The organism is Rhizobium sp. WYCCWR10014 (assembly GCF_001657485.1).
In the GTDB taxonomy this organism is placed as follows: Bacteria; Pseudomonadota; Alphaproteobacteria; order Rhizobiales; family Rhizobiaceae; genus Rhizobium.
This window is the reverse complement of record NZ_LXFU01000028.1, coordinates 12,875-32,808: the sequence shown is the minus strand read 5'-3', so window position 1 is coordinate 32,808 and position 19,934 is coordinate 12,875. Positions and strand designations below refer to the sequence as shown.

The window sequence follows — 19,934 nt, the reverse complement described above, 5'->3', positions numbered from 1 at the left end:
CCTAACCTCTCTTGTCCGTTCAGTTTGCTGTCGGTCTGGCATCGACGACCGTCACCAGGCCCAATACGGGATCCTGCATCGCCGAAAAGGTCGCGATGGTGCCATCGGCGCGTGCCTGTTCCTGCAGGTCATCGAGCCAGCGCTGGATCTGCTCGGTCGTGGCACTCGACGGCACGGCAAAGCAGCGGGTGCTGCCGGTGTCGACGATCGTCGAAGGGCATTGGATTTGCGCCATGACGAGCGAGCCGTCGAAATCTTTGGAATTGCCGCCACCGGAGCCGCGCAAGTTCGCCGATGACGATTGCAGCCCGGCCTGCAGGCGCTGCAGATATTGCTGGTTCGCTTCAATCGATTTCCCAAGCAGATCATTCCAGACCGATCCGTGCTCGACCTGCGCCTGCGTGTTGCGATCGACAGCCTTTTTCAGCTGCTCACCGCAACCGTTCCCGTAGCTCGCGCTTTCGGGCTCGGTGTTGTCGCCAGCTGGTGGGGTTCGGTCGCCATTCTGCGCCTTGTTGCGGCCGTAGTAGGCGGAGACCTTTTTGACATAATCCTGGGTTTCAGGAATGTCCGGGATCTGACCATTCTGCAGCGACTGGCGATATGGCCCGGCATTGTAGCCGGCGGAGATCAGGTCGTAGCGACTGCCGAACATTCCCTGGAGTTGCTTGATGTATTTGACGCCCCCGCGGATATTATCGCGCGTATCGTAGGGATTGACGCCCACCTGAGCTGCGGTTCCTGGCATCAGCTGCATGACACCAGTGGCGCCGACCGCCGAGCGCGCGGACTGTCGGAAACGCGATTCCTGTTCGGCGATAGCGAGCGCGAAATTCGGATCGACGCCCTGGCGGATCGCCTCGTCCTCGACCATGCGAGCGACTTCCTGCTGACTCGGCGTCCGCTGCGATGATGCCGCCGGTGCGGTATCGCCACTCATGTCATCTGCCGAGCAATCGGCGGGTGCGCCGGAGCCTTGGCCGGGCGCCACGCTGTCCGTCGTTCCGCCCGAGGCGCCTTTCAGTTTCCGGGTATCTGCCTGATAGCCCTGGTACCAGTTCAAGGTCGCCTGCTGGATCTTCTGGCGGGCATTGTCGATGACCGGAACCTGGGCGCGGGTGGCGGCGGGGGCCACCACTGTCGCCAGCGCCAGCACGGCGGCCGTCGCCAGCTCAGGAAGTCTTGCGTTGGTCATCGGACGCTTCTCCCTCCCAGTCGCAAAATCTCGACAGCCAGTTCTTCGGATCGTCTCCGTATTCGTCGAGCAGCATCTCGACCTCGCGAACGGTCTCCTCCCGGCCGGACAAGACCTTGATGAATTCCGGCATGTGGGACATGTCGACACGCGCGATCACGCTGCTCTTCGCCTGCTTGATCAGCATGAAACGCGAGCTCGGGTCGCCGTTCTTGACCCATTCGAATTCGGCCCTCGAGAGTCCGAAATTCTCCATGTAGGAGTGCTCGTCGGCCTTCGGATTGGCAAAGAAGATATTGGTCGACGTTTGCTCGATGATCGTGCGGCTGACGCTGGACTGCACGACGTCGTCGGCCGACTGCGTGCCAAATATCACCAGACCGTTCCGTTTCCGGATGGTCTTGAAGTAGTCCTTCATGGTGCGCTTGAACTCGTCGTCGTCGAGCAGCTTCCAGGCTTCGTCCATCAGGTTGATGATCGGCGCCTTCCCGTCATAAACCTCGTCCAACCGATGGAACATGTAGAGGAGGGCCGCGGTACGCACCGTCGGATCGTCGAGGATCGATGTCATGTCGAAGCCAATCATCGGCCTCGAAATATCCAAATTGTCATCGGCATTGTCGAAGAGCCAGGCATAGGGGCCGCGATCGATCCATTTGTCGAGTCGTGCGATCAGACTGCCTTCGGTCCTCTCGCTTCCAGCGAGCAGCGCCCGCAGCGAGGATAGACGACGATACGACTTGTCCTTCGTCTTAAGGACGGATTTGATCGCGCTACGGATGATCGCTTCTTCCTGTGGCGTCAGGCTCTCGCCTTCCTTCGATGGCTTCAGCATGAAGCTCAAAAGCCGGTACAGGAAAACGCGGTTCTCCTCGGTGTCGTCGAGAAGCAAGGGATTCCAGCCCGCCGGTTCGCCGGGTTCGAGTGTCATGTATCGCCCGCCTGCCGCACGAACCATGATGTCGAGACCACGATCCTTGTCGAAGACGATCGTCTTCAGTCGCGGGCTGACGCGGTAGGCCTGCAGAATCAAGAAAGCCATGATAACGGTCTTGCCTGAACCCGTCGGTCCGAACACCGTCGTGTGCCCGACGTCTCCCTGGTGGAAGTTGAAAAAGAACGGCGTGCCGGAGGTCGTCTCAAAAATGGTGATCGCCGGTCCCCAGTGGTTTCCGTCCGGCTTGCCATAGGGATAGGCGTGAAAACTACTCAAGCCCGCGCAATTGAGCGTCGAGATGAGCGCGCGCCGCGCAATATAGGCCTGGTTGCCAGGCAGTTGCGCCCAGTAAGCCGGCTCGGCGTTCAGATCTTCGCGAACATAGGAGGCGCCAAGCGCCCCAAGCTCGTTTCCGGTCAGCGCCACCGCATCGTCGAGTTGAGCGGTCGTCCTTGCGACCGGCATGATGGTGAGGTGATGCTCGGTGAAGGCAACGCGTTTGCGCGCAAGCTCGTCGCGGGCGATGTCGAGATTGGCCTGCACGCTGGAGCCGCCCTCGTCGGCCTTCGACATCTGCCGATCGAGCCTTTCGATGCGGCTGCGCGCAGCCATGTCGTCGATGAACGACATCGACTGGGTCAGCACCATCTCGAAGGGCAGCTTGAGGATGTAGTCGAGCATGCCGGCGCCGGTCTCGGGCGGATATTCCTTCAGCGATACCATCGCGGCATAGCGATCATCGCCTGATGTTTCGCCTTGGAGATGGATGATCCGGTTGCCGATCGACGTGCGCCGCGCCGGCAGCATCTCGTCGATCGGTATGTTGCCGAGACGGATCGGCCGGACACGGCCGCCGTTCAGCAGCGTGTAGAAGAACTCGCATTGCTCCGAGAACCAGATTGTTCGCGTGCCTTCCTCAAGCATCGTGTCGTCGGAGATGGTCCGGTAGATCGTCTTTCCGTCGCGAAGATCGACCTCGGCGCGCCGCACGTCTCGCAAGACTTTCGGACCGTAGGCGGCAAGCGATTTTTCCAGTGCCCTTGTTGCTTCGACAAGCTTGTCGCGCATCGCACGAAACTGCTCCCTGCGCACGACATCGCCGCCGATGCCCATGACACGGGAGAGCGCCGAACCCTTCTTGAACAAGGGCCGTACAACAAGGGACACATAGGTGTCGTTGACGAACATCTCGTTCCTGGAGATGCTCGACTGATAGACGTCATCGAGACGCCGCATGAAGGGATCGGCGAACGCCGATGGCAGCGACGGCGCTACCTTGCGCCTGATGACATGGGTGTAGAGAGCAAAATTGCCGATCGACGAAATCGCGCGAAAAGCGGCGTTCCGCTGCCGCTGCAGCATGTTGATCGTCTCGATATCGGCGGTCTCGAAGGAAAAGCCGGTCAATTGCACTGTGGAGACCAGGCAGTCGTTCTTCAGTCGGATAATGCCGTTTTCGATCGGCACATAGAACGGGACGTGTGTCGATATGCTGCGGTCGGCGAATATCTCCCAACCTTTCGACAAGCTCCCTTTCAACGATCTCGCCATGGTGCCCATCGATCACGCCCCATAGGTCCTGATGCCACCGCCGAGCCTTCGACCCAGAGGATTGACGCCGCACATGCTGAGGCGTCCGACGATCTCGAAAAACCACAGGTCGAGCTTCACCGTCAGCACATAGAGAATGCTGTGAAGGATCACGAAGGAGACCGGGAACCAAAGGATCGAGCCTAAGATCATGAACACCATCAGCGAGATGAAGCATTCCGCCAGAAAGTATGTGTAAGGGATCCCCATGACCGTCGGCGGCCGTGTCAGAGCGAGGATGACCGGATGGCATTCGATGTAGTCGTCCCCGCCGTCGGTGTTGCCGCTGAATGCCGCCATGATTACGACCCACTGCCAGCGAGGAAGTCGACCAGTTCGGCGGCAGCAAACATGCCGGCAAGGCTTCCCCCGACCCGAAGCAGGGCGCCCCAGGACCAGTATCCGAAGGCTGCGGCCAGAAACATGCCGATGAAGGCGATCGCTCCGACCGAGCGGCCGAAGGGGCCGGTAAAGAACTGCACCAGCCGGTCAGCGGCATTTTGCAGCGCATCAAGGTTCTGCGCCGCCGCTGGTTCGAACTGGCTGACAAGCAGGATCAGGGTGGTCGCCAACACCATCGCGGCATTGCCGAGCCACTTGCGCTTTGCCCTCGAACGCCAGGCGACGCCGGCATAAAGGACTGCCATTGCGATTACATTCATCAATGCACCTCTTCCTTGACGATTTTAACCGCACCGCCAACGTGGGTCGGTCCGTCTTCCTGGGGGGAGCGGTTCGCCGCTGTGAGCGGATCTGCAACAGAAAAAACAAGCATCGGCGACTTCGCGCGGTCGGCAGTTCCTGCCCGGCGCTTCGAGCCGGACTCCGACGGAACTAACAGGCCGCCATGCATGCCCGTAGCGGTCGCCACCGCGCCAACGTAGAACCCGACGACACGCGTGACATAGTCCGCGGTTTCCCGGATCTGCGGCAAGGAGTGGCGAAGATCGACACGAGGCTCACCGGCATTATAAGCAGAGGCGACAAGCACAGGATTGCGATACTTGTCGATGAGAACACGGAGGAATCGAGTGCCGGCGCGGATATTCTGTTCGGGATCGGTGAGATCATTCGCACCAAAGGCTGCGCCGATCCGCGGCATCACCTGCATCAAACCGACGGCACCGGCAGGACTGACGAGGCGTGGATCGTAGCTCGCATTTTCGGCGCGCATGATCGAGAGCACCCAGTTCGGGTCAACCTCTTCCGCAGCGGCGATCGTCACTGCCAGTTTTGCATATTCTTCGGGAATGCCGGAAAGCAGATCAGCTCGAGGCGGCGCCAACGACTGTTTGGCATCCAAGTTTGGTTCGGCCGCCGGATCAATGACCGGTGTGGCTGGCCTCTGGTCGAAAGAGAAGACGCCGATTGGCGAATGCACGGTGCGATCGCGCCGTGCATTCGCAGTATCAGCCGCTTCTCCTGGTAAACCCGCACGCCGGTTATCAAACTCTTCAACCTTTTCCAATGGGAGAGCACTGGCACCAATCGGACGTTCATCGTTCGGCGCGTCAAAGCGCTGGCTGAAGCTGACCCAATCGATTGTCGGCTGTGGCGGCTGCTTGGCTGCAGCGGCCAGACTTGACCCGGCGATTGGGTTCAACCGGGCTGCCACTCTCCCCACCTTCTCAGTCGTGATACCGCCAGGCCCAACAGCGTGAGCAGGCGTTCCTGGATAGAAGGGCAGATCGCTGTCGCCGGAGTTGGAAGCGAAACCGGTGAGCAGAATTGTCGACATTCCAGCAACCCACAGCGTGCTTCGCGACCATGCCTTTTGCGGTGTTTTCACAGGCGGAAGTGGGATTCGTTCCATGGCCGAACCAGTTCATAATTATACTGCGGTATAAGATTTTGAACTGCATTCCGTTACGGAAATCAAGCTTAAAATTTCACTCCGGTATAATTATCGGCAGCGATAGCGATGGCGGGGCGCTCTTTTCCTGAGCAAATTCAGTCGTCTAGCCGCGACCATTTATCTGGCATCCAGCGATATTGGATCTGTTCGCGATCGCCCAGAACACGCGCTAAGCGCACCGCAGTGCCTCCTTTGATCAACACCGGACTGACATCCGTTCCTGATCGAGGCTCATAGATTCGGCAGACGAAATTGGGCAATTCCCTCTGGATCCTCGAGACCGGATAGCAGGACGCGACCTGATAGCGGCTGTCACCGCCACTGATATTAAGACCCGTCTGCTGGACAGGACCGAGGCGTTGGCGTCCAAACCGTGTACCATACTCAAGCTGGCACTCGACGATATTGCTGGCATAGGCTCTGCAAGCGGTGAGGCTGAGGTAAGCAAATGGGACTGGGGGCAGCGGTCGCGTTGGGTGTGTCAGGTCGCCACATCCGGACAACAGGATCAATATAGCCAAAGATCCCGATCGCGTTTTGGAAATCCGCATCGTGTTGCTTTCTAATTTTCCTGCCGATATCCGGCATGGGCAAGGGTTTCGAGGAAGAGATCACGGGCAAGCCGGCAGTAGGGTGATGATGGCTGTGCCAGGTGGAGCTGCGTCAGGACCAGTCCGAGATTGGAAACAGTGGCCACTACGACGGCGAGGTCATCATGGAGGGTGTCACGGCAAATCTCCCGACCTTCGTGACCTTTCACAGTGATGGCGTAGTCATTACGCGCGATGCTGTGCCACAGTTCGACGGTACCGGTTTCGCCGCCTGTACTTTCCGCATCGCAGATCAGCATGAGCGCGTAATCTGGATGCAGCAGGCCGCTTTCCTCGATTGACGTGCCGCCATGGAATTCCGTCAACACAACGTGCGATGCGAAGAGCAGCATCCGTTCGTTGACCAGCAGACGTCTCTGCCCAAGGCGGACAAAGCCGTTCATGGCGACAGAGCGGGTAGCGGCAGGTGAAAGACTCTCCCCGCAGTGCTGGCAGATCGCCAGCAAGTGATCGTTCCTGAATTCGAACGCGTTGTGAAAGCGGTTGACAATGAACTGCTCGACATTCTTCGTTCGACCACCGAGCGACTCGACGAATGCGAAGGCATCAAGCGGTGTCCATGGCCGCTTCAGAACATCGTTCTCAGAGCTGTCGGCAGCGTTGACGAGGCTCGATGGTCCGACGACAATGCCGGCGGACCGGGTCTGTGCGCCGCAGCCCGGGCAATCGATGGATATCGGAACTTTGTACCATTCCTTCGTCAGTAGGGATCGATTGTGTGTCAGATGCAGACCCGGTTGTTAACAGCGTAGAGGGCGCGCAGGTGGTGTTCTGATCTCCGACCTTACCCCTCGCGCAGCGAGCTATACTTATACTCCAGTGTAATATTTTATCAACCAGATGAGGCCGCCTGAGGGCTTCAAATGCTGCGGAGACGACCTGCCGCAACATCCGACGCATGAGGTTTATATTGAGCAAGGGGCGCCGCCCACATCAATGGAAGCACCAAAACCCGATGAAGCGGTCCCTCCCGCTGACGCGGCAGAGTCTTCGCTGCCACAGCCAGCCAGGAACTGCCTCCAAGATGATTGCTGAATAGCATTCACTATCGTCAAACAACGACGAAGCAGCCATCGTTGCATGAACCCTTCCCTCAATCATTTCAGGAGATTCTATGCAGCGACGTCAACAAATCGAGCAGGAGACACGCAAGAAGATTTCCGATCCATATGACGTCGACTACTCCGCCAAGAAGCACGGGATAAGCCTCAAAGATGCCGCTCGGATCATCAACCTCCATCGCTCGGACAGGGACTCCTCTGATCGGGCGGCATACCATCTGAAAGACTCGTGTTGAAGACCGAGGCTCGCCGTAAGGTCGTTTGCCTCACCCGCAGCCACGCACAAACGACGTCTTGAACCCGCACCTGCTGATGATCTGAGTTCGCACTGTCGGCGATCTATCCGTCGCGACGTCTGCTCAGCGCACGCCTGGCAGCTTTCCTGCAATTTCTCAAGCAGACGGTTCCCAACGAAATGCCCGATGAACTGGCGGCTTACGTTGGCAAATGGCAGGTAAGAGCCTCCCCGCTAAAAGTAGCCGAGACATCATTCGCAAGATCGCTCATCAGCGCAATCGCCGAACCGCGGATTCGCGAAATCACCTACCGGCTCATACGCGCAATCCGCAAAACGCCGCTTTGCTCAACCACCTATTCGCCGAAATCGTCGATGAGTAATAAACGCGATCGCCGGTTCGCCGATGCGCGGAGTTAGCGAAGCACCCCATCGCCCATTATCCCAGCCGCACAATCGCGGACGAACCTATTCGCTGCTCCACCGACCAGCCCAACCGCCGAAACGCGAGAACGCCGGATCTCTCTTCTACCGATTGGCGAAACGGGGGAATTGCCCGCCCGCCGATTCACCGACTAACGATTCAAGGTGGCGCCGTGAGGAGGTGCCTCTTTCTGCCGCCGAACGAACTCTACCAGGACCAAGTCCATGTCCGGGCAGACCCTACGCCTGCGAATAAGCGGTGACAGATTCCGGCACTGATCACGCCTCTCGGCAATCCCCCCTCGGGCGAAAACGGCTAATGGTATACCGTTAGCCTATCCTGCCATCTCTCAAGAAATCTGTCTGGCCCACCGTGCCCGAGGCGCCGATGCTGTTGCGAGTCGCCAGACAAAGCAACAGCGATCACGGGCTCATTGCCTGTGATCCGCGCCGGAGGAACAGCACAGTGGGCCGGACAGATTTCTTGAGAGATGCTGAAGCAAGCCGTCGTCGTAAGCAGTCGAGAGGACCGTGACCGGAGGGAACGGCCTCGACGACATGCGAACGATGAGACGGCGAGCGCACCGCAGGAGTGGACGCGCACCTGGAGCGGATGCCCGAAGCAGGAGGGCGCAGCGCAAGGTACTCGTCCTCTCCGTCTTGTTTGGGGAAGTCGCGGCAGCGTCCGCCTACCGGCCCGACAGGCCGGGCGGGTCTCAACCCGCACCACAGGGAGAGAGGAGTTGAGGGGAGAGGCGGCAAGTCTCTCCCCTCAAGACCGCGCGCAGGCTCGACGCCCGCGAGCGGTCAAGCCAGCAGAAAAGGCGAGAGACGGCCGTAGCCGCCCCTCGCCGGCGCATCAACCGTAGATGACACGGGCGATGCTGATAGCAATGCCCGCCTCGCTGCGGATGGCGCGCATGATCGGGGCGAGCGTGCCCAACTCGGCGTCGGTGAGGGCGACAAGGCTCGGATAACTGATCTCGATGCCGTCGCAATCGGCCGCGAGCGCATAGTGCCAGTCGCCGCCGTTCACACGGTACTCGTGAGTGTCGACGTCGATTTCGAGATGATCAAGCAGCGTGATCCGGAAACGGGCAAGCCATTCCTCTTCGCCGTGAAGCTGGAAAGCGGCGAGGCCTCCCTCGTCCGGCTCGTTGGCAAGCTGGCGCTCCAGTGCCGTGATGGATTGCACCCGCGCAATTGCACATGCCAGTCCCTCGCTGAGCTTGTCATGCAGTTCCAATAGGAATTCATCTTCGCAACCCAAGCGATTTGCGAGGACGGTGAGCCTGAAGCCCGCAAGCACTGCGAGCTGATGGACGTAGTACCAGTCATTGGACATTGTAGTGTCTCCTTTCCGTCTCTGACGAAAGGAGGCCGCACCGTAGCCGCGAGGGGTCAGGGATCGCGGACGCGACCGCCAGCGGCGGCAAGCGGAGGAACCGATTTTCTGGTGATGGCCCGAAGGGACGGCGACTGAAAATTGGAGGGGCCGCGCAGTGCTTGACGCCGGAGCGGCGGGTGCACAATGGGACGTCAGAGAGAGATAGACCACGGCGCCGCCAGGCGCCGTGTCCGTATCCGGCGTCCAGCCGGCCATGCAGCCTTATCATCGGCCGTAGTCGTGAAACATTCCCGCCGCCGATGCGACAACCGCGAGAGGGGCGTGACCCGAATGGGCGGAGACCGTTTTGCGGGCTCCGTGAGCGACGGCGAATAGCACCGTCCGCCGCAGGCGGCTCGCCCGGATCATCCGCCGACAAGCCATCATCAGCATGAATCAATTGATACCGACCGATTCAAATATGTCGTTGGACGCCGAGACCGCCTTGCTCGATTCTCCGTGCCATGATTGCGCAACGCTACCAGCTCTATGTCGAACGCACCGACGCTTCGAAAAACATGGCCCGCTACTATGCCATGTCGATCGAGCCCAACCTGTTCGGCGAGGCCTGTCTCATCCGTCGATGGGGTCGTATCGGCGCAAGAGGTCAAAGGCGGGAGCATCATTTCGCGCGGGAGGAAGAGGCGGTCAGGCTGTTCCTTCAGCTTTTGCGAAAGAGGCGGTCGCGCGGATACAGGCCGAAACCGCATATCCGGGAAGATGCATCGGGTGATCGATAGCGAAGGGAGTGCCGCGGAGGCAGATGCCATCCTGATGTCGATGGCATGGGAGCGAAACAGGAGTGGGGGTATCCCACCGCTTCCGCCCTTCCCGCAAGAACCTCCGCAGGTTCTGACACATACCGGCGGCGAGCGAAGCGCGCCTGAAGCGCCGGTCGATCCGGCGCGTCGGTCCAGGTGACATGGCGAAAGCCACCCTCAAAAGGGTGGCTCGGCACTGAGGCGCCCTTCCTGTTCTGCCACCAGAACCTCGCGCTCGGCCAGTGCCAGGTCGAGTTCCGCCTCGATCTGGCGACGTTCGTCCGGGTGCGCGTTCCGCAACTCGGCCTGCAGTTCCACGATGGTCCGATCCAGTTCGTTTGTCATTGTCATCGTCTCCTTGACGTTTGTGAAAGACGACGCCCGCGGTCATGGCGGGATGGAGGGGTCAAGGATCGCGGTAGCGACCGGCGGAGCCGGCGAGTGGGGGAGCCGAATTTCTGGTTCGGGCCGCAGGACCGGGCCTGAAATTTGGGGGAACCGCTCGTCCTTGAGGCCTTCATGCCGCCATGGCATACTCGGCCGGACTGAGCAGACATTCCCTCTCCGTATGGCACCAGAGATCCGCGAGCGGGCTCGATGCCCGCTTGCGGATCCACCATGCAGACCTACGGCGATGCCCCAAAGACCCTTCGTAGTTGTGGAAAAACGGGCAAATCGCTGAAGTTGGTGCGGTGCGTCGATGACAGCGCTTGGATCCCCTGTCAGGGATTCTCGCATTAACATTGATGCGGAGAGGAAAATGACTACGACCAATGAAATCGCCGACAAGATCGCCGGCGAACACAGCCTCACGAAGGCCCAGGGAAAGGCGATCGTCGAAGCAGTGATTGCATCGATCACCGAGGCAGCCGTTGCCGGCAACGAGACGTCCCTCCCCGGCTTCGGGAAGTTCAAGGTGAAGGCGACACCGGAGCGCGAGGCTCGCAACCCGTCGACCGGCGCGACGATCAAGGTTGCCGCGGCCAAAAAGTTGGCCTTTACGCCGGCGAAGGCATTGAAGGATGCGCTGAACAAGTAATCTTGTCAGCCAAGCAAAAAATAGCCCGGCGCCGTGCCGGGCTATTTTCGTTTTGCGTTTGCGTCAGCGAGCGGATGTTCCGTTGAGAAGATCCTGGATAATCGTGTCGCTGACCGCGTGATGCGCTTCGCGGGCACGGTCGTCCAGCAGCTTGTGAAGGATGCCCGATGCCAAGGGTATGAAGTCGAAACCGCGTGCGATTGCTGCGGACCGCAGTTGCGACAGTGTTTCGAACTCCCTGAGGTCAGTGCCAAGCCAGAGTCCAAGATCCTCGGCACCTGCGTCCGGAAATGCCTGGAGGAAGAACGTCTGAAGCGGGCGGTCGTAGCCGATAACGGCATCAGGGTCCGAGTGGCGGGATGCGGTTCTGGTGACGGTAATTGTGTAGCGGCTCATGGCGGCCTCCTTTCAATTGGGGGGAGCCGACCCCGATTGCGGGGCCGGCGGTCCGGTTCAGGCAGGGCTGTTCCAGAGGATGACCTTCTTCCCGGGCTCGCCGCCGGGCGCCGGGGCGACGTTGCCGAAGATCACGCCGATCTCGGGCGCTTCGAGCTTCGTAGAGATGTATTCCTCGCCGGTCTGGCGGGAGATGCGGTTCCAGGCCGCGCCGATCTCAAAGCCGGTCTTGCGGTGGATGATGCGGTAGTCCGGGGCTTCTTCGCTCGCCTTGTTGGCGTTCGGGATAAGGGCGATCGGGGCATTGACCCGGATGGTGGCGAAGACGCCTTCGAGAGTGCCGTCGGTCTTTTCGGTGAGGGTTGCGATCGTGGTAGCCATGGGATTGTCTCCTTCGTTGCATCGGGACCATTCCCGATGGCGCCCGAAGAAGGGGCCGCGCCGCAGGCGTCACCGCAGCGTAGCGAAGGGAAACCCCCTTGCGGGGTTGACGCTGATCGCGGCCGGTCCCTTAGAAAGGCGACATAAAGAACGGGAATGGTCCTTGATTGCGACGTCGTCAGGAGACCTCGCCGTGGCGGCCGTTTGCTGCCGCGCGGAGTGCCGCGCTCGTGACATGCGTCGTGGTGTTCGGATCAATGGACCCTGGCCGTCAACCAGTCGGGCACATCGCGAGAGATTGGCACCGTTCTGATCCCATCCTCGTCATCAGAGCGGCTTCGGTCGGCGCGACACTCGAATTATCCGCCTCTCCTGTCGCAACTGCAGTTCTGCGGAGCCGGACCGCCTGACGGAGGTGATTTCAAGGGATGTCGCTTCGGAGGGCGGCGGGGATGCGGGAAGTCTCAGTCGAGGCGGTTGACCCGGCCGGTTCGGCCGCGCGCCTCGGCAAACAGTCTGGCGATCTTCACCATGAAGGGTTTGCTGAAGCGGCCGAGGATGTCCTGATCGGGCTCAATGTACCAGGAGCGCTCGACGATATCGTAGTTGTATTCGTCGACCATGATCCAGCACTGCTTCAGATCGCTTAAGCCCGCACGCTTGCGCTCGATCTCCGGGATCTCCAGAGCGATCCGGCCCGTCTGCGGCGGTTGGGTGGTGATGGCGAGAAGGGCAAGGTGCGTGTTTCCGTCGGCGGCATTGCGGATGGCGATCACGACGCAGACGGGGCGCTGCTTACGGCCCTCGGTTTCCCCGCGCTGCTGCTGCCAGGCCCGTAGGTACGGATAGGAGATGACCTCGCCGGGGCGGAATTCACGGCTCATCGTCGTAGCCTTCGCCGCGCGCCAACTTATCGAGCGCCTCGTCGAACAGTTCTGCATGCTCGGCGGGCATCTCCGAGATATGATAGGCCCGGCGCGGATCGCCGCCGGTGCGCATGCGCTCATAGTGCTCGTAGCTCATCAGCACGAAACGCGGCTTCTTGTGCCGGGTGAGCATCACCGGCTCGCGGCTCGCCGCGTCGGTGATATCGCCGATTTGTTTATTCAAGTCACCTGTCGTGAATTGCTTCATCGCTATCGTGTCCACTTCAGTTTCCATATAATCCATCTTCTCCATGTTTTCCATATATTCAGGAAACCGGCGCTCACGCGCCGTCTCCTGATGCCTGCCAGACCGGAATACCGAGCCGGCGTGTCTTGTCGGCGAGATTGCCTGTGATGCCGTTTCCGGGAAAGACGATCAATCCGGCGGGTATGACCGACAGCATATCGTCATTGCGGCGGAAGGGTGCTGCCTTGGCATGCTTCGTCCAGTTGGGCTTGAAGGTGATCTGCGTCACCCGGCGGGCTTCAGCCCAGCAGGCGGCGATACGTTCTGCACCCTTCGGCGCGCCACCGTGCAGCAATACCATGTCAGGATACTTCGCATGCGCCTGATCGAGCTTGGCCCAGATCCGCTCATGATCGTTATAGTCCATGCCACCGGCGAAAGCGATCTTGGTGCCGGCCGGGATTAGCACCTCGGTCTCGGCGCGGCGTCTGGCCGAGAGGAAGTCACGGCTGTCGATCATCGCCGCCGTCATGTTCGCATGATTTACCTTGGATCCGGTGCGCGGTCGCCAGGAGGATCCGGTCTGCGCCTCGAACAGGTCGGCGGCATAGTCGCGCATGAACTCGAAGCTATTCCTGCGTTCCAAGAGCGTGATGCCCTCGGCGACCAGGCGTTCGAGCTCGACACTTTTCACCTCCGAGCCGTCCTGCTCGCGCTGGCCGGTGCGCTGCGCTTCCTCGTTGCGGTCGAGTTCGCGCTGGATGCGCTCGCCGGCGCGATGGAAGAGATTGGGGACCGACCAGAACAGGTCTTCGAGATCGGGCTCCAGCCGGGTGTCGCCGAGCATCTCGGCGAAGGCGTCGAAGATCGCGGTGATCGATGACTGGACCTGCGGTTCCTCCGGCAATGGCCGTGGGTCGGGCTCGTCCTGGAAGGGGCGATAGCCGAAGACCTGCATCTCGTAGATGAAGCGGTCGGTCGGAGAGGACGCGTGATGGGGCTCGAAGCCGTCGTCGGGGGGAAGGATCAGGTCCATAGTGGTCTCCGTTTCGTGGGCCGCGCCTCTCGCGGCCTGACGGCGAACCCGGTCACGCGGGCCGAGGCCGGAACCGCGAGCGAAGCGCAGCGGCCCAGCGAAGCGCCGGGCGGCGGAGGAAGGGTTTCTTGATCCGCGAGGAATGACGGGCCATCGCATTCGGCCGAAAAGTGGGAACCGGTTTTCGGGGAGCCGATGCGCGGAAATGGCCCGGCAGGGGAAGAAACCCGACCGACCCGCTGAAGGCCCGGAGGCCCGCGTGGTAAGGGTCGCCTCTCGGCAGGCCCGCGGGCGCGAATCCACACGAGGAGCCCGCACCACGGACCGTCCTCTCGCCCACGCCGCCTGCGTCCCGCTCTCCTGCGCCTTCCGGCAAGGCTCATCGGGGCAGGAAGGTCACCGCATCTTCCGGAGTGAGTTGAAGCCGCAGACTTGCGGTCATCTGGTCCGGACCCAGCCAGCGCAGATCCTCGTTGAAGTCGCCGAGTTCCGGCGACAGCACCAACGGCAGGATGCCTCGATCCTGCGCCCTGCGGCTCAATCCCTCGATCCCATGCCGGCCGGCCGCATCCGCGTCGGCGGCGATGTAGAGGCGCCGGCATTCGGGCGGGACGTTGAAAGTCGCGAGATGATTAGCAGTCAGGGCCGCAACCATCGGCATGCCGGGCATCACGTGTGAGAGGGACAGCATGGTTTCGAGGCCCTCACCTGCCACCAGGACAGGCGCGGACGCGTTGACCGGAAAGCGGAAACGGACGCCATTACCGAGCAGTCCGCCGAGCGCGCGGCGGGGATCGTCCAGCTTGGCCTTGCCGACTCCGTTCGGGTCGAGCCCCGGGGACAAATAGGTGCGGTGCACGCCGGTGATCACTCCGGCGTCGTCGGTGACGGCTGCGATCAGGGCCGGATAGCTCGTCGTCCGGCCAGTCATGAAATTGCGATAGTAGCATGACGGGTGGAAGCGCAGGGCCGCGTGGGTCGACGCCCGCAAGATGCCACGCTCGCGCAGATAGATATCGGCGAGCGTACCCGCCAACGGCTGCGTCATTCGAAACAGCCGTCGTGCCTGCTCCGTCGCCGGCCGCTCGACCGGAGAGGCATCACCGACGTCGCCCCTGACGTCTGACACCGGTTCGGGTTGGGGCAGACTGAGAAAATGACGCGCCTCCTCGGCAACGTCACGGAAGTCCACGAGGCCACAGGTCTCGCGGAGGAGATCGAGCAGGTCACCGAACTGACCGGTCGCGGCATCCGTCCACCTGCCGGCGCGCGGACCGACCAGATGCACGTAGAGCGACCGGCCCTTGTTGTTGTCGACATCGCCGATGAGCCAGTAATTACCGGCCCGGCGGCCCGCGGAAAGATAGTGGCGGCAGACCGCCTCCGCGTTTTGCGCGAGACGGCCCGCCAGATCGGAAGCGGAAAGCATGGCAGACCTCCGTCACGACCGGCGCGCAATGTCGATGAGGCGATGACGCTGCATCAGCTTCGACAGTATCTCCGCACCCTCATCTGTCAGCGGCACGAAGAAGCGCAGCTTCCAATTGATCATCTCGGAGAACAGGCCGATAGACCGCAGCCAGTCGCGCATGCCGTCGGTAAAGCCGGTCAGTTCGACGCGGTACTCGTTCATCACACGCACGCGGCGGAGCGTCATGTCACCGGCAAGACCGACAATCGAGGATCCGTCGACCAGCGCCGCCCACGCTTGGTCGCCGCTCAGCACTTGCGTCTGATCGATCCCGAAGTTGCGGCAAAGGCCAGCGAGCCGATCCGGAGCAATGACGCGGCCGACGATCCGCTCGCCGTCATCGGTCTGCAGACGCCGCACCCGGCAGAAATCCTGTGGCAGCAGTTTCCAGATCGGCAGCAGCAATCCGCTGACGATGTGCACCGTGGACGTCGAGAATTCGGGCACGGCGGCAACCTCGGCATCCCAGGCATTTGCGAAAGCCTGCTCGTCTATTTCCTGCCAGCTGGTCTCTTCGAGCTGCCGGACTTCGAAGCGGAGCTCATCCGTCGGCCGGATTAGCGAGACGCGCGGCTGAATGGAGCCGTCTTCCAGCATGATGGAGCGGGTCGGGACCGTCACGGCTGCCCGGCCCGACTTGCCGTTGATCATCAGCTTCGCGCGCGGATCCTGGCTCACAAGGGTCTGAACGTCCTCGAGCTGCATCGGCGCATTGCGATCCCTGCGCTCGATGGTCAAGAGATGCGACCGCGCGCCGGTGACCGGATGCGTGTAGATCAGCCGGCGGTCGGTGACCGTCATGCTGTCTGCGGTGATCGTCTCCAGGCCCTTGTCGTAAATGCCGGCAGCAATCGCCCCCTCGATGCGGGCGGCGAGCAGCTGCTCGAAGGCCTCGAACAGCACGTTCTGCATGGTGATGGTCAGCGCCAGCATGCGATTGAGGAAGGTCTGGATGGGTGGCAGCTCATCCTTCAATCCGCCCTCCTCTGATGTCAGCGACAGGCCGGTGATGCTTTCGAACGTTTCCAGCGAGCAGCCTTCGATCCTGCCAGCATGCAGCAGTCCGTAGAATTGCCGCAGCGCGTCGCGGGCATATTGGGATTCAAGATTGTCTTCGCTGCGAAACATGCCCTGCCCGCCGGTCTGACGCTGGCCACGGGTGATGGCGCCAAGCGTGTCGAGACGCCGGGCGATGGTCGACAAGAACCGCCTCTCCGCCTTGACGTTGGTAGCAATCATCCGGAAGCGCGGCGGCTGTTTCTGGTTGGTGCGATGGCTGCGCCCGAGGCCTTGGATCGCCACGTCGGCGCGCCACCCGGCTTCCAGAAGGTTGTGGAGACGCAGGCGCTGATTTTTTGCCGTGAGATCGGCGTGATAGGATCTGCCGGTCCCGCCGGCGTCGCTGAAGACGAGAATGCCTTTCTCGTCGTCCATGAAGGCGCGGGCCTCGTCGAGATTGGCGCTGCCCGGCCGGTTCTGCACGGCATAGCGGGCGATCGTGCTGCCGTCTTCGCGGCGAACGATGCGGCGCGAGCGGCCGGTGATCTCGGCGACCTGGCTGGTGCCGAAGTGCTGGACGATCTGGTCGAGAGCCGTCGGGATCGCCGCCAGGCTGCCCAAGGTTTCGACCAGTTCGTCGCGGCGGCGTTCGGCCTCCCGGCAGATCACTGGGTTGCCGTTTGCGTCATGAACAGGCCGGGAGCTGAGATTGCCCTCAGCGTCGGAGAATTCCTCGAAGAGCTGCACGGGAAAGGAGTGCATGAGGTAGTCGATGACATATTCCCGCGGCGTCACGTCGACCTGCAGATCGCCCCATTCCTCGGTCGGGATCTGTGCCAGCCGGCGCTCGGTCAAAGCCGCGCCCGTCGAGACGATCTGGATGATGGCGGCATGGCCGTCCTCCAAATCCCCGGCGGTCACCGCGAGCAATGCCGGCGTCTTCATGCTGGTGAGGAGATGATTGAAGAAGCGCTGCTTCGAGCTCTCGAAGGCCGAACGTGCGGCCGCCTTGGCTTGTCTGTTCAACGTCCCGGTTTTGCCGATTATGCCGGACGCCTCCATGGCAGCATCGAGATGGTTGTGGATGACCTGGAACACCTCGGCATAGGCGTCGTAGATGCGGATCTGTTCCTCGGTGAGCTCGTGCTCGAGGATCTCATATTCGACGCCCTCGAAGGAGAGCGACCGCGATGCGTAGAGACCCATTGCCTTCAAGTCTCGGGCCAGCACTTCCATCGCCGCAACACCGCCATCCTCGATAGCCGCGATGAACTCGGAGCGGCTCGGGAAGGGAAAGTCGCTGCTGCCCCAGAGACCGAGTCGTTCGGCATAAGCAAGGGATTCAACGTCTGTTGCGCCGGTTGCCGAGACGTAGACGACGCGGGCGTCCGGAACGGCACGTTGCAGGCGAAGTCCCGCCCTGCCCTGTTGCGATGCCGCCTTGTCGCCGCGCTCAGTCTTGCCGCCGGCGGCATTGGCCATGGCGTGGCCTTCGTCAAAGACGACAACACCATCGAAGCTCTTTGCATTTCCAGTCCCGTCTTTGCCGCTCCCCGCCTCTTGACCTAACCAGTCGACGATCTGCTGAACCCGTGATCGCTTGCCCTCGCGCTCATCGCTGCGCAGCGTCGCAAAGGTGGTGAAGAGGATGCCTTCCTCCAGCTTGATCGGCTTGCCCTGCCGGAAACGGGACAGAGGTGTGACCAGCAGCTTTTCTTGGCCCAACGCGCTCCAGTCGCGCTGCGCGTCCTCGATCAGCTTGTCTGACTTGGAAATCCAGACGTGGCGACGGCGGCCCTTCAGCCAGTTGTCGAGAATGATGCCGGCAGCCTGGCGGCCCTTGCCGGCCCCGGTTCCGTCGCCGAGAAACCACCCACGGCGAAAACGAACGGCATCCTCAACGTCGGGCGCCACAGCCTTGAGATTGTCGAAGGAGGCATCGGCGCTCCAATGGCCAGCGAGGTAACGGGAATGGGCTTCGCCGGCATAGATGACGCTTTCGAGCTGGGCGTCGGAGAGATCACCGTTGGTGACGATGCGCTTCGGCAGGTGCGGGCGATAGCTCGGCTTCGGCGGTGCGACCGAGGCCATCGCAACCGATTCGACCAGCGTGTCAGGATGAGGTTTTGCGTCGGGAACGTGGATCGACTGCAGCCGGTAGGTCTCGTAGATACCGTCAGCAGCGTTTGCCTCATCCTTCGGCCGAGCGTCCCGCAGTTCGTAGGAGAGTTCGATGATCTCGTCATCGACGGGTATCGGACGGACCGTTGCTGCAGGCTGCGCCTGTCCTCCGACCGCGGGGCGATACGCCGGGGCGGCAACCGCTGCTGGACGCATCGTGTCCGCGCGCAGGCTACCGTTGGAGAGCGCACCGATGGAGTTCGACGCCGCCGCGGGCGCGCGGGGCGGAAGGCCGGTGATCCAGGTGAGCAGTGTTTCGAGATCGTGCGCGGTACCCTTCGACGTCACCAGCTTCGAAGGATCGCCCGCCTGGATCTTGTCGATCACGATCAGGCGCGTTTCCTTCGTCGTTCCATGCCGGGCATAGATGCTCCCGTCGATCGCTGCGGTGAACAGGACCGTACCCTTCTCCTGCAGCCGCACGAAAACGTCCCGCCATGCGGGATTGTCGGGAGAGAGGCTCGCGCCGGTGATCGCGACAAGTCGGCCACCGGGAGCAAGGCGCGCGAATGCGGAGGCCAGATGCCGCCAGGCGGCATCTGCCACGCGACCTTCGACGTGAACGCCGGCTGAGAAAGGCGGGTTCATCAGCACCACGGTCGGTCGAATGGAACGATCGAGGTAATCGTCGATATGCGCGGCATCGTGCTGCGATACCGGAACGCCAGGGAAAAGCCGCTGTAGCAGCGAGTACCGGACCACCGCATATTCGTTGAGCGCCAAGCGTGCGCCTGCAAGCTCCGCAAAGATCGCCATCATGCCGGTCCCAGCCGACGGCTCGAGCACCACGTCAGCGGCTATGACGCCGGCAGCACGAGATACGACGTAGGCAAGCGGGATCGGGGTCGAGAATTGCTGTCGTGCCTGGCTCTCCTCGGATCGGCGTGTATGGGTCGGTATGAGGTTTGCCACTTTCGTCAGCATTGCTAGCGTCGCTTGGGGCGACTGGGTTCCGGATACGATCGCGCGGAATTTGCGGAGGAACAGCACCTGGGCGATTTCAGTCGCCTCATAGGCCTCCTTCCAGAGCCAGGCGCCCTCGGCGTCGCTGCCGCCGAAAATCTTGTTCATGATTTGCCGCAAGTCTGTGGTGGCGACAGTTTTGCCCCGTTCCAAAAGAAACATGACTTGGGCAGCAGCGTCCATGAGGCCTTCAGCGCTGCTTGCGACGTGAGATCGTGGAGTGGTGGAAATGTTCTGAGGATGCGAGATGATATTCATCGAAGGATGCTCCAAGAGTGAGGAAAGAACAGCGGAGCCCAG

At 61.4% G+C, this 19,934-nt stretch carries 18 protein-coding genes and 1 pseudogene; 4 read left to right on the top strand and 15 right to left on the bottom strand.

Translation table 11 applies throughout. The features are described from left to right. Nucleotides 1–19: 19 nt before the first annotated feature. The 6 genes from A6U98_RS08265 to A6U98_RS37520 form a co-directional block, all read right to left on the bottom strand. Nucleotides 20–1,195, bottom strand: a complete 1,176-nt coding sequence (locus tag A6U98_RS08265; protein WP_033182408.1) for a transglycosylase SLT domain-containing protein — start codon at nt 1,193–1,195, stop codon at nt 20–22. Beyond that, nucleotides 1,173–3,692: a VirB4 family type IV secretion/conjugal transfer ATPase gene (locus tag A6U98_RS08260; protein ID WP_033182409.1), complete on the bottom strand. Its 2,520-nt coding sequence runs from the start codon at nt 3,690–3,692 to the stop codon at nt 1,173–1,175. The genes A6U98_RS08265 and A6U98_RS08260 overlap by 23 nt, the downstream gene beginning before the upstream one ends. A 3-nt stretch (nt 3,693–3,695) precedes the next feature. Further along, a complete protein-coding gene (locus tag A6U98_RS08255) occupies nt 3,696–4,022 on the bottom strand; it encodes a VirB3 family type IV secretion system protein (RefSeq protein ID WP_026154667.1) in 327 nt (108 codons plus the stop codon). Between the two features lie 2 nt (nt 4,023–4,024). Continuing rightward, nucleotides 4,025–4,384 carry a TrbC/VirB2 family protein gene (locus A6U98_RS08250; RefSeq protein ID WP_033182410.1) on the bottom strand — a complete coding sequence of 120 codons (360 nt, stop codon included), beginning with the start codon at nt 4,382–4,384 and terminating at the stop codon, nt 4,025–4,027. Then, complete coding sequence (locus A6U98_RS08245; RefSeq protein WP_033182411.1) at nt 4,384–5,460, bottom strand: transglycosylase SLT domain-containing protein; 1,077 nt, start codon at nt 5,458–5,460, stop codon at nt 4,384–4,386. The genes A6U98_RS08250 and A6U98_RS08245 overlap by 1 nt, the downstream gene beginning before the upstream one ends. Before the next feature lie 679 nt (nt 5,461–6,139). Continuing rightward, the gene (locus tag A6U98_RS37520; RefSeq protein ID WP_245304491.1) at nt 6,140–6,634 is read right to left on the bottom strand and encodes a hypothetical protein; all 495 of its coding nucleotides are present in this window, start codon (nt 6,632–6,634) and stop codon (nt 6,140–6,142) included. A 668-nt stretch (nt 6,635–7,302) separates the two neighbouring features. On the opposite strand from A6U98_RS37520, the gene A6U98_RS37515 reads away from it, so the two are divergent. After that, on the top strand, nt 7,303–7,485 hold the full coding sequence (locus A6U98_RS37515) for a hypothetical protein (RefSeq protein WP_033182413.1): 183 nt from the start codon (nt 7,303–7,305) through the stop codon (nt 7,483–7,485). 83 nt (nt 7,486–7,568) lie between these two features. Then, nucleotides 7,569–7,697 (top strand): annotated as a pseudogene (locus tag A6U98_RS37510) (LysR family transcriptional regulator); the annotation flags it as partial. Nucleotides 7,698–8,766: 1,069 nt separating this feature from the next. On the opposite strand, the gene A6U98_RS08230 reads toward A6U98_RS37510, so the two are convergent. Then, a complete protein-coding gene (locus A6U98_RS08230) occupies nt 8,767–9,252 on the bottom strand; it encodes a hypothetical protein (RefSeq protein WP_033182414.1) in 486 nt (161 codons plus the stop codon). Nucleotides 9,253–9,758: 506 nt separating this feature from the next. On the opposite strand from A6U98_RS08230, the gene A6U98_RS08225 reads away from it, so the two are divergent. After that, nucleotides 9,759–10,034 (top strand): WGR domain-containing protein, encoded by a 276-nt coding sequence (locus A6U98_RS08225; RefSeq protein WP_033182415.1) that lies wholly within the window; start codon nt 9,759–9,761, stop codon nt 10,032–10,034. Nucleotides 10,035–10,232: 198 nt separating this feature from the next. Here A6U98_RS08225 and A6U98_RS37095 read toward each other — a convergent pair whose 3' ends face one another. Further along, nucleotides 10,233–10,400 (bottom strand): hypothetical protein, encoded by a 168-nt coding sequence (locus A6U98_RS37095; protein ID WP_165402123.1) that lies wholly within the window; start codon nt 10,398–10,400, stop codon nt 10,233–10,235. Between the two features lie 415 nt (nt 10,401–10,815). Here A6U98_RS37095 and A6U98_RS08220 point away from each other — a divergent pair, with 415 nt between their 5' ends. Next, entirely contained in the window at nt 10,816–11,094 is a 279-nt protein-coding gene (locus A6U98_RS08220; protein ID WP_011654510.1) for an HU family DNA-binding protein, read from the top strand. Nucleotides 11,095–11,157: 63 nt separating this feature from the next. Here the strand turns inward: A6U98_RS08220 and A6U98_RS08215 are convergent, their stop codons facing one another. From A6U98_RS08215 to A6U98_RS08185, 7 genes are all read right to left on the bottom strand, one after another. After that, nucleotides 11,158–11,490, bottom strand: coding sequence for a hypothetical protein (locus tag A6U98_RS08215; protein ID WP_033182416.1), 333 nt, complete (start codon nt 11,488–11,490; stop codon nt 11,158–11,160). 57 nt (nt 11,491–11,547) lie between these two features. Further along, on the bottom strand, nt 11,548–11,871 hold the full coding sequence (locus A6U98_RS08210; RefSeq protein ID WP_033182417.1) for a DUF736 family protein: 324 nt from the start codon (nt 11,869–11,871) through the stop codon (nt 11,548–11,550). Nucleotides 11,872–12,335: 464 nt separating this feature from the next. Further along, on the bottom strand, nt 12,336–12,755 hold the full coding sequence (locus tag A6U98_RS08205) for a hypothetical protein (protein ID WP_033182418.1): 420 nt from the start codon (nt 12,753–12,755) through the stop codon (nt 12,336–12,338). Beyond that, nucleotides 12,745–13,005 (bottom strand): type II toxin-antitoxin system prevent-host-death family antitoxin, encoded by a 261-nt coding sequence (locus A6U98_RS08200; protein WP_033182464.1) that lies wholly within the window; start codon nt 13,003–13,005, stop codon nt 12,745–12,747. The genes A6U98_RS08205 and A6U98_RS08200 overlap by 11 nt, the downstream gene beginning before the upstream one ends. Before the next feature lie 73 nt (nt 13,006–13,078). Next, nucleotides 13,079–14,020: a DUF2493 domain-containing protein gene (locus A6U98_RS08195; protein WP_033182419.1), complete on the bottom strand. Its 942-nt coding sequence runs from the start codon at nt 14,018–14,020 to the stop codon at nt 13,079–13,081. A gap of 379 nt (nt 14,021–14,399) precedes the next feature. After that, on the bottom strand, nt 14,400–15,449 hold the full coding sequence (locus tag A6U98_RS08190; protein ID WP_033182420.1) for a toprim domain-containing protein: 1,050 nt from the start codon (nt 15,447–15,449) through the stop codon (nt 14,400–14,402). A 12-nt stretch (nt 15,450–15,461) separates the two neighbouring features. Beyond that, entirely contained in the window at nt 15,462–19,892 is a 4,431-nt protein-coding gene (locus A6U98_RS08185) for a strawberry notch family protein (RefSeq protein ID WP_064649222.1), read from the bottom strand. Nucleotides 19,893–19,934: the final 42 nt, after the last annotated feature.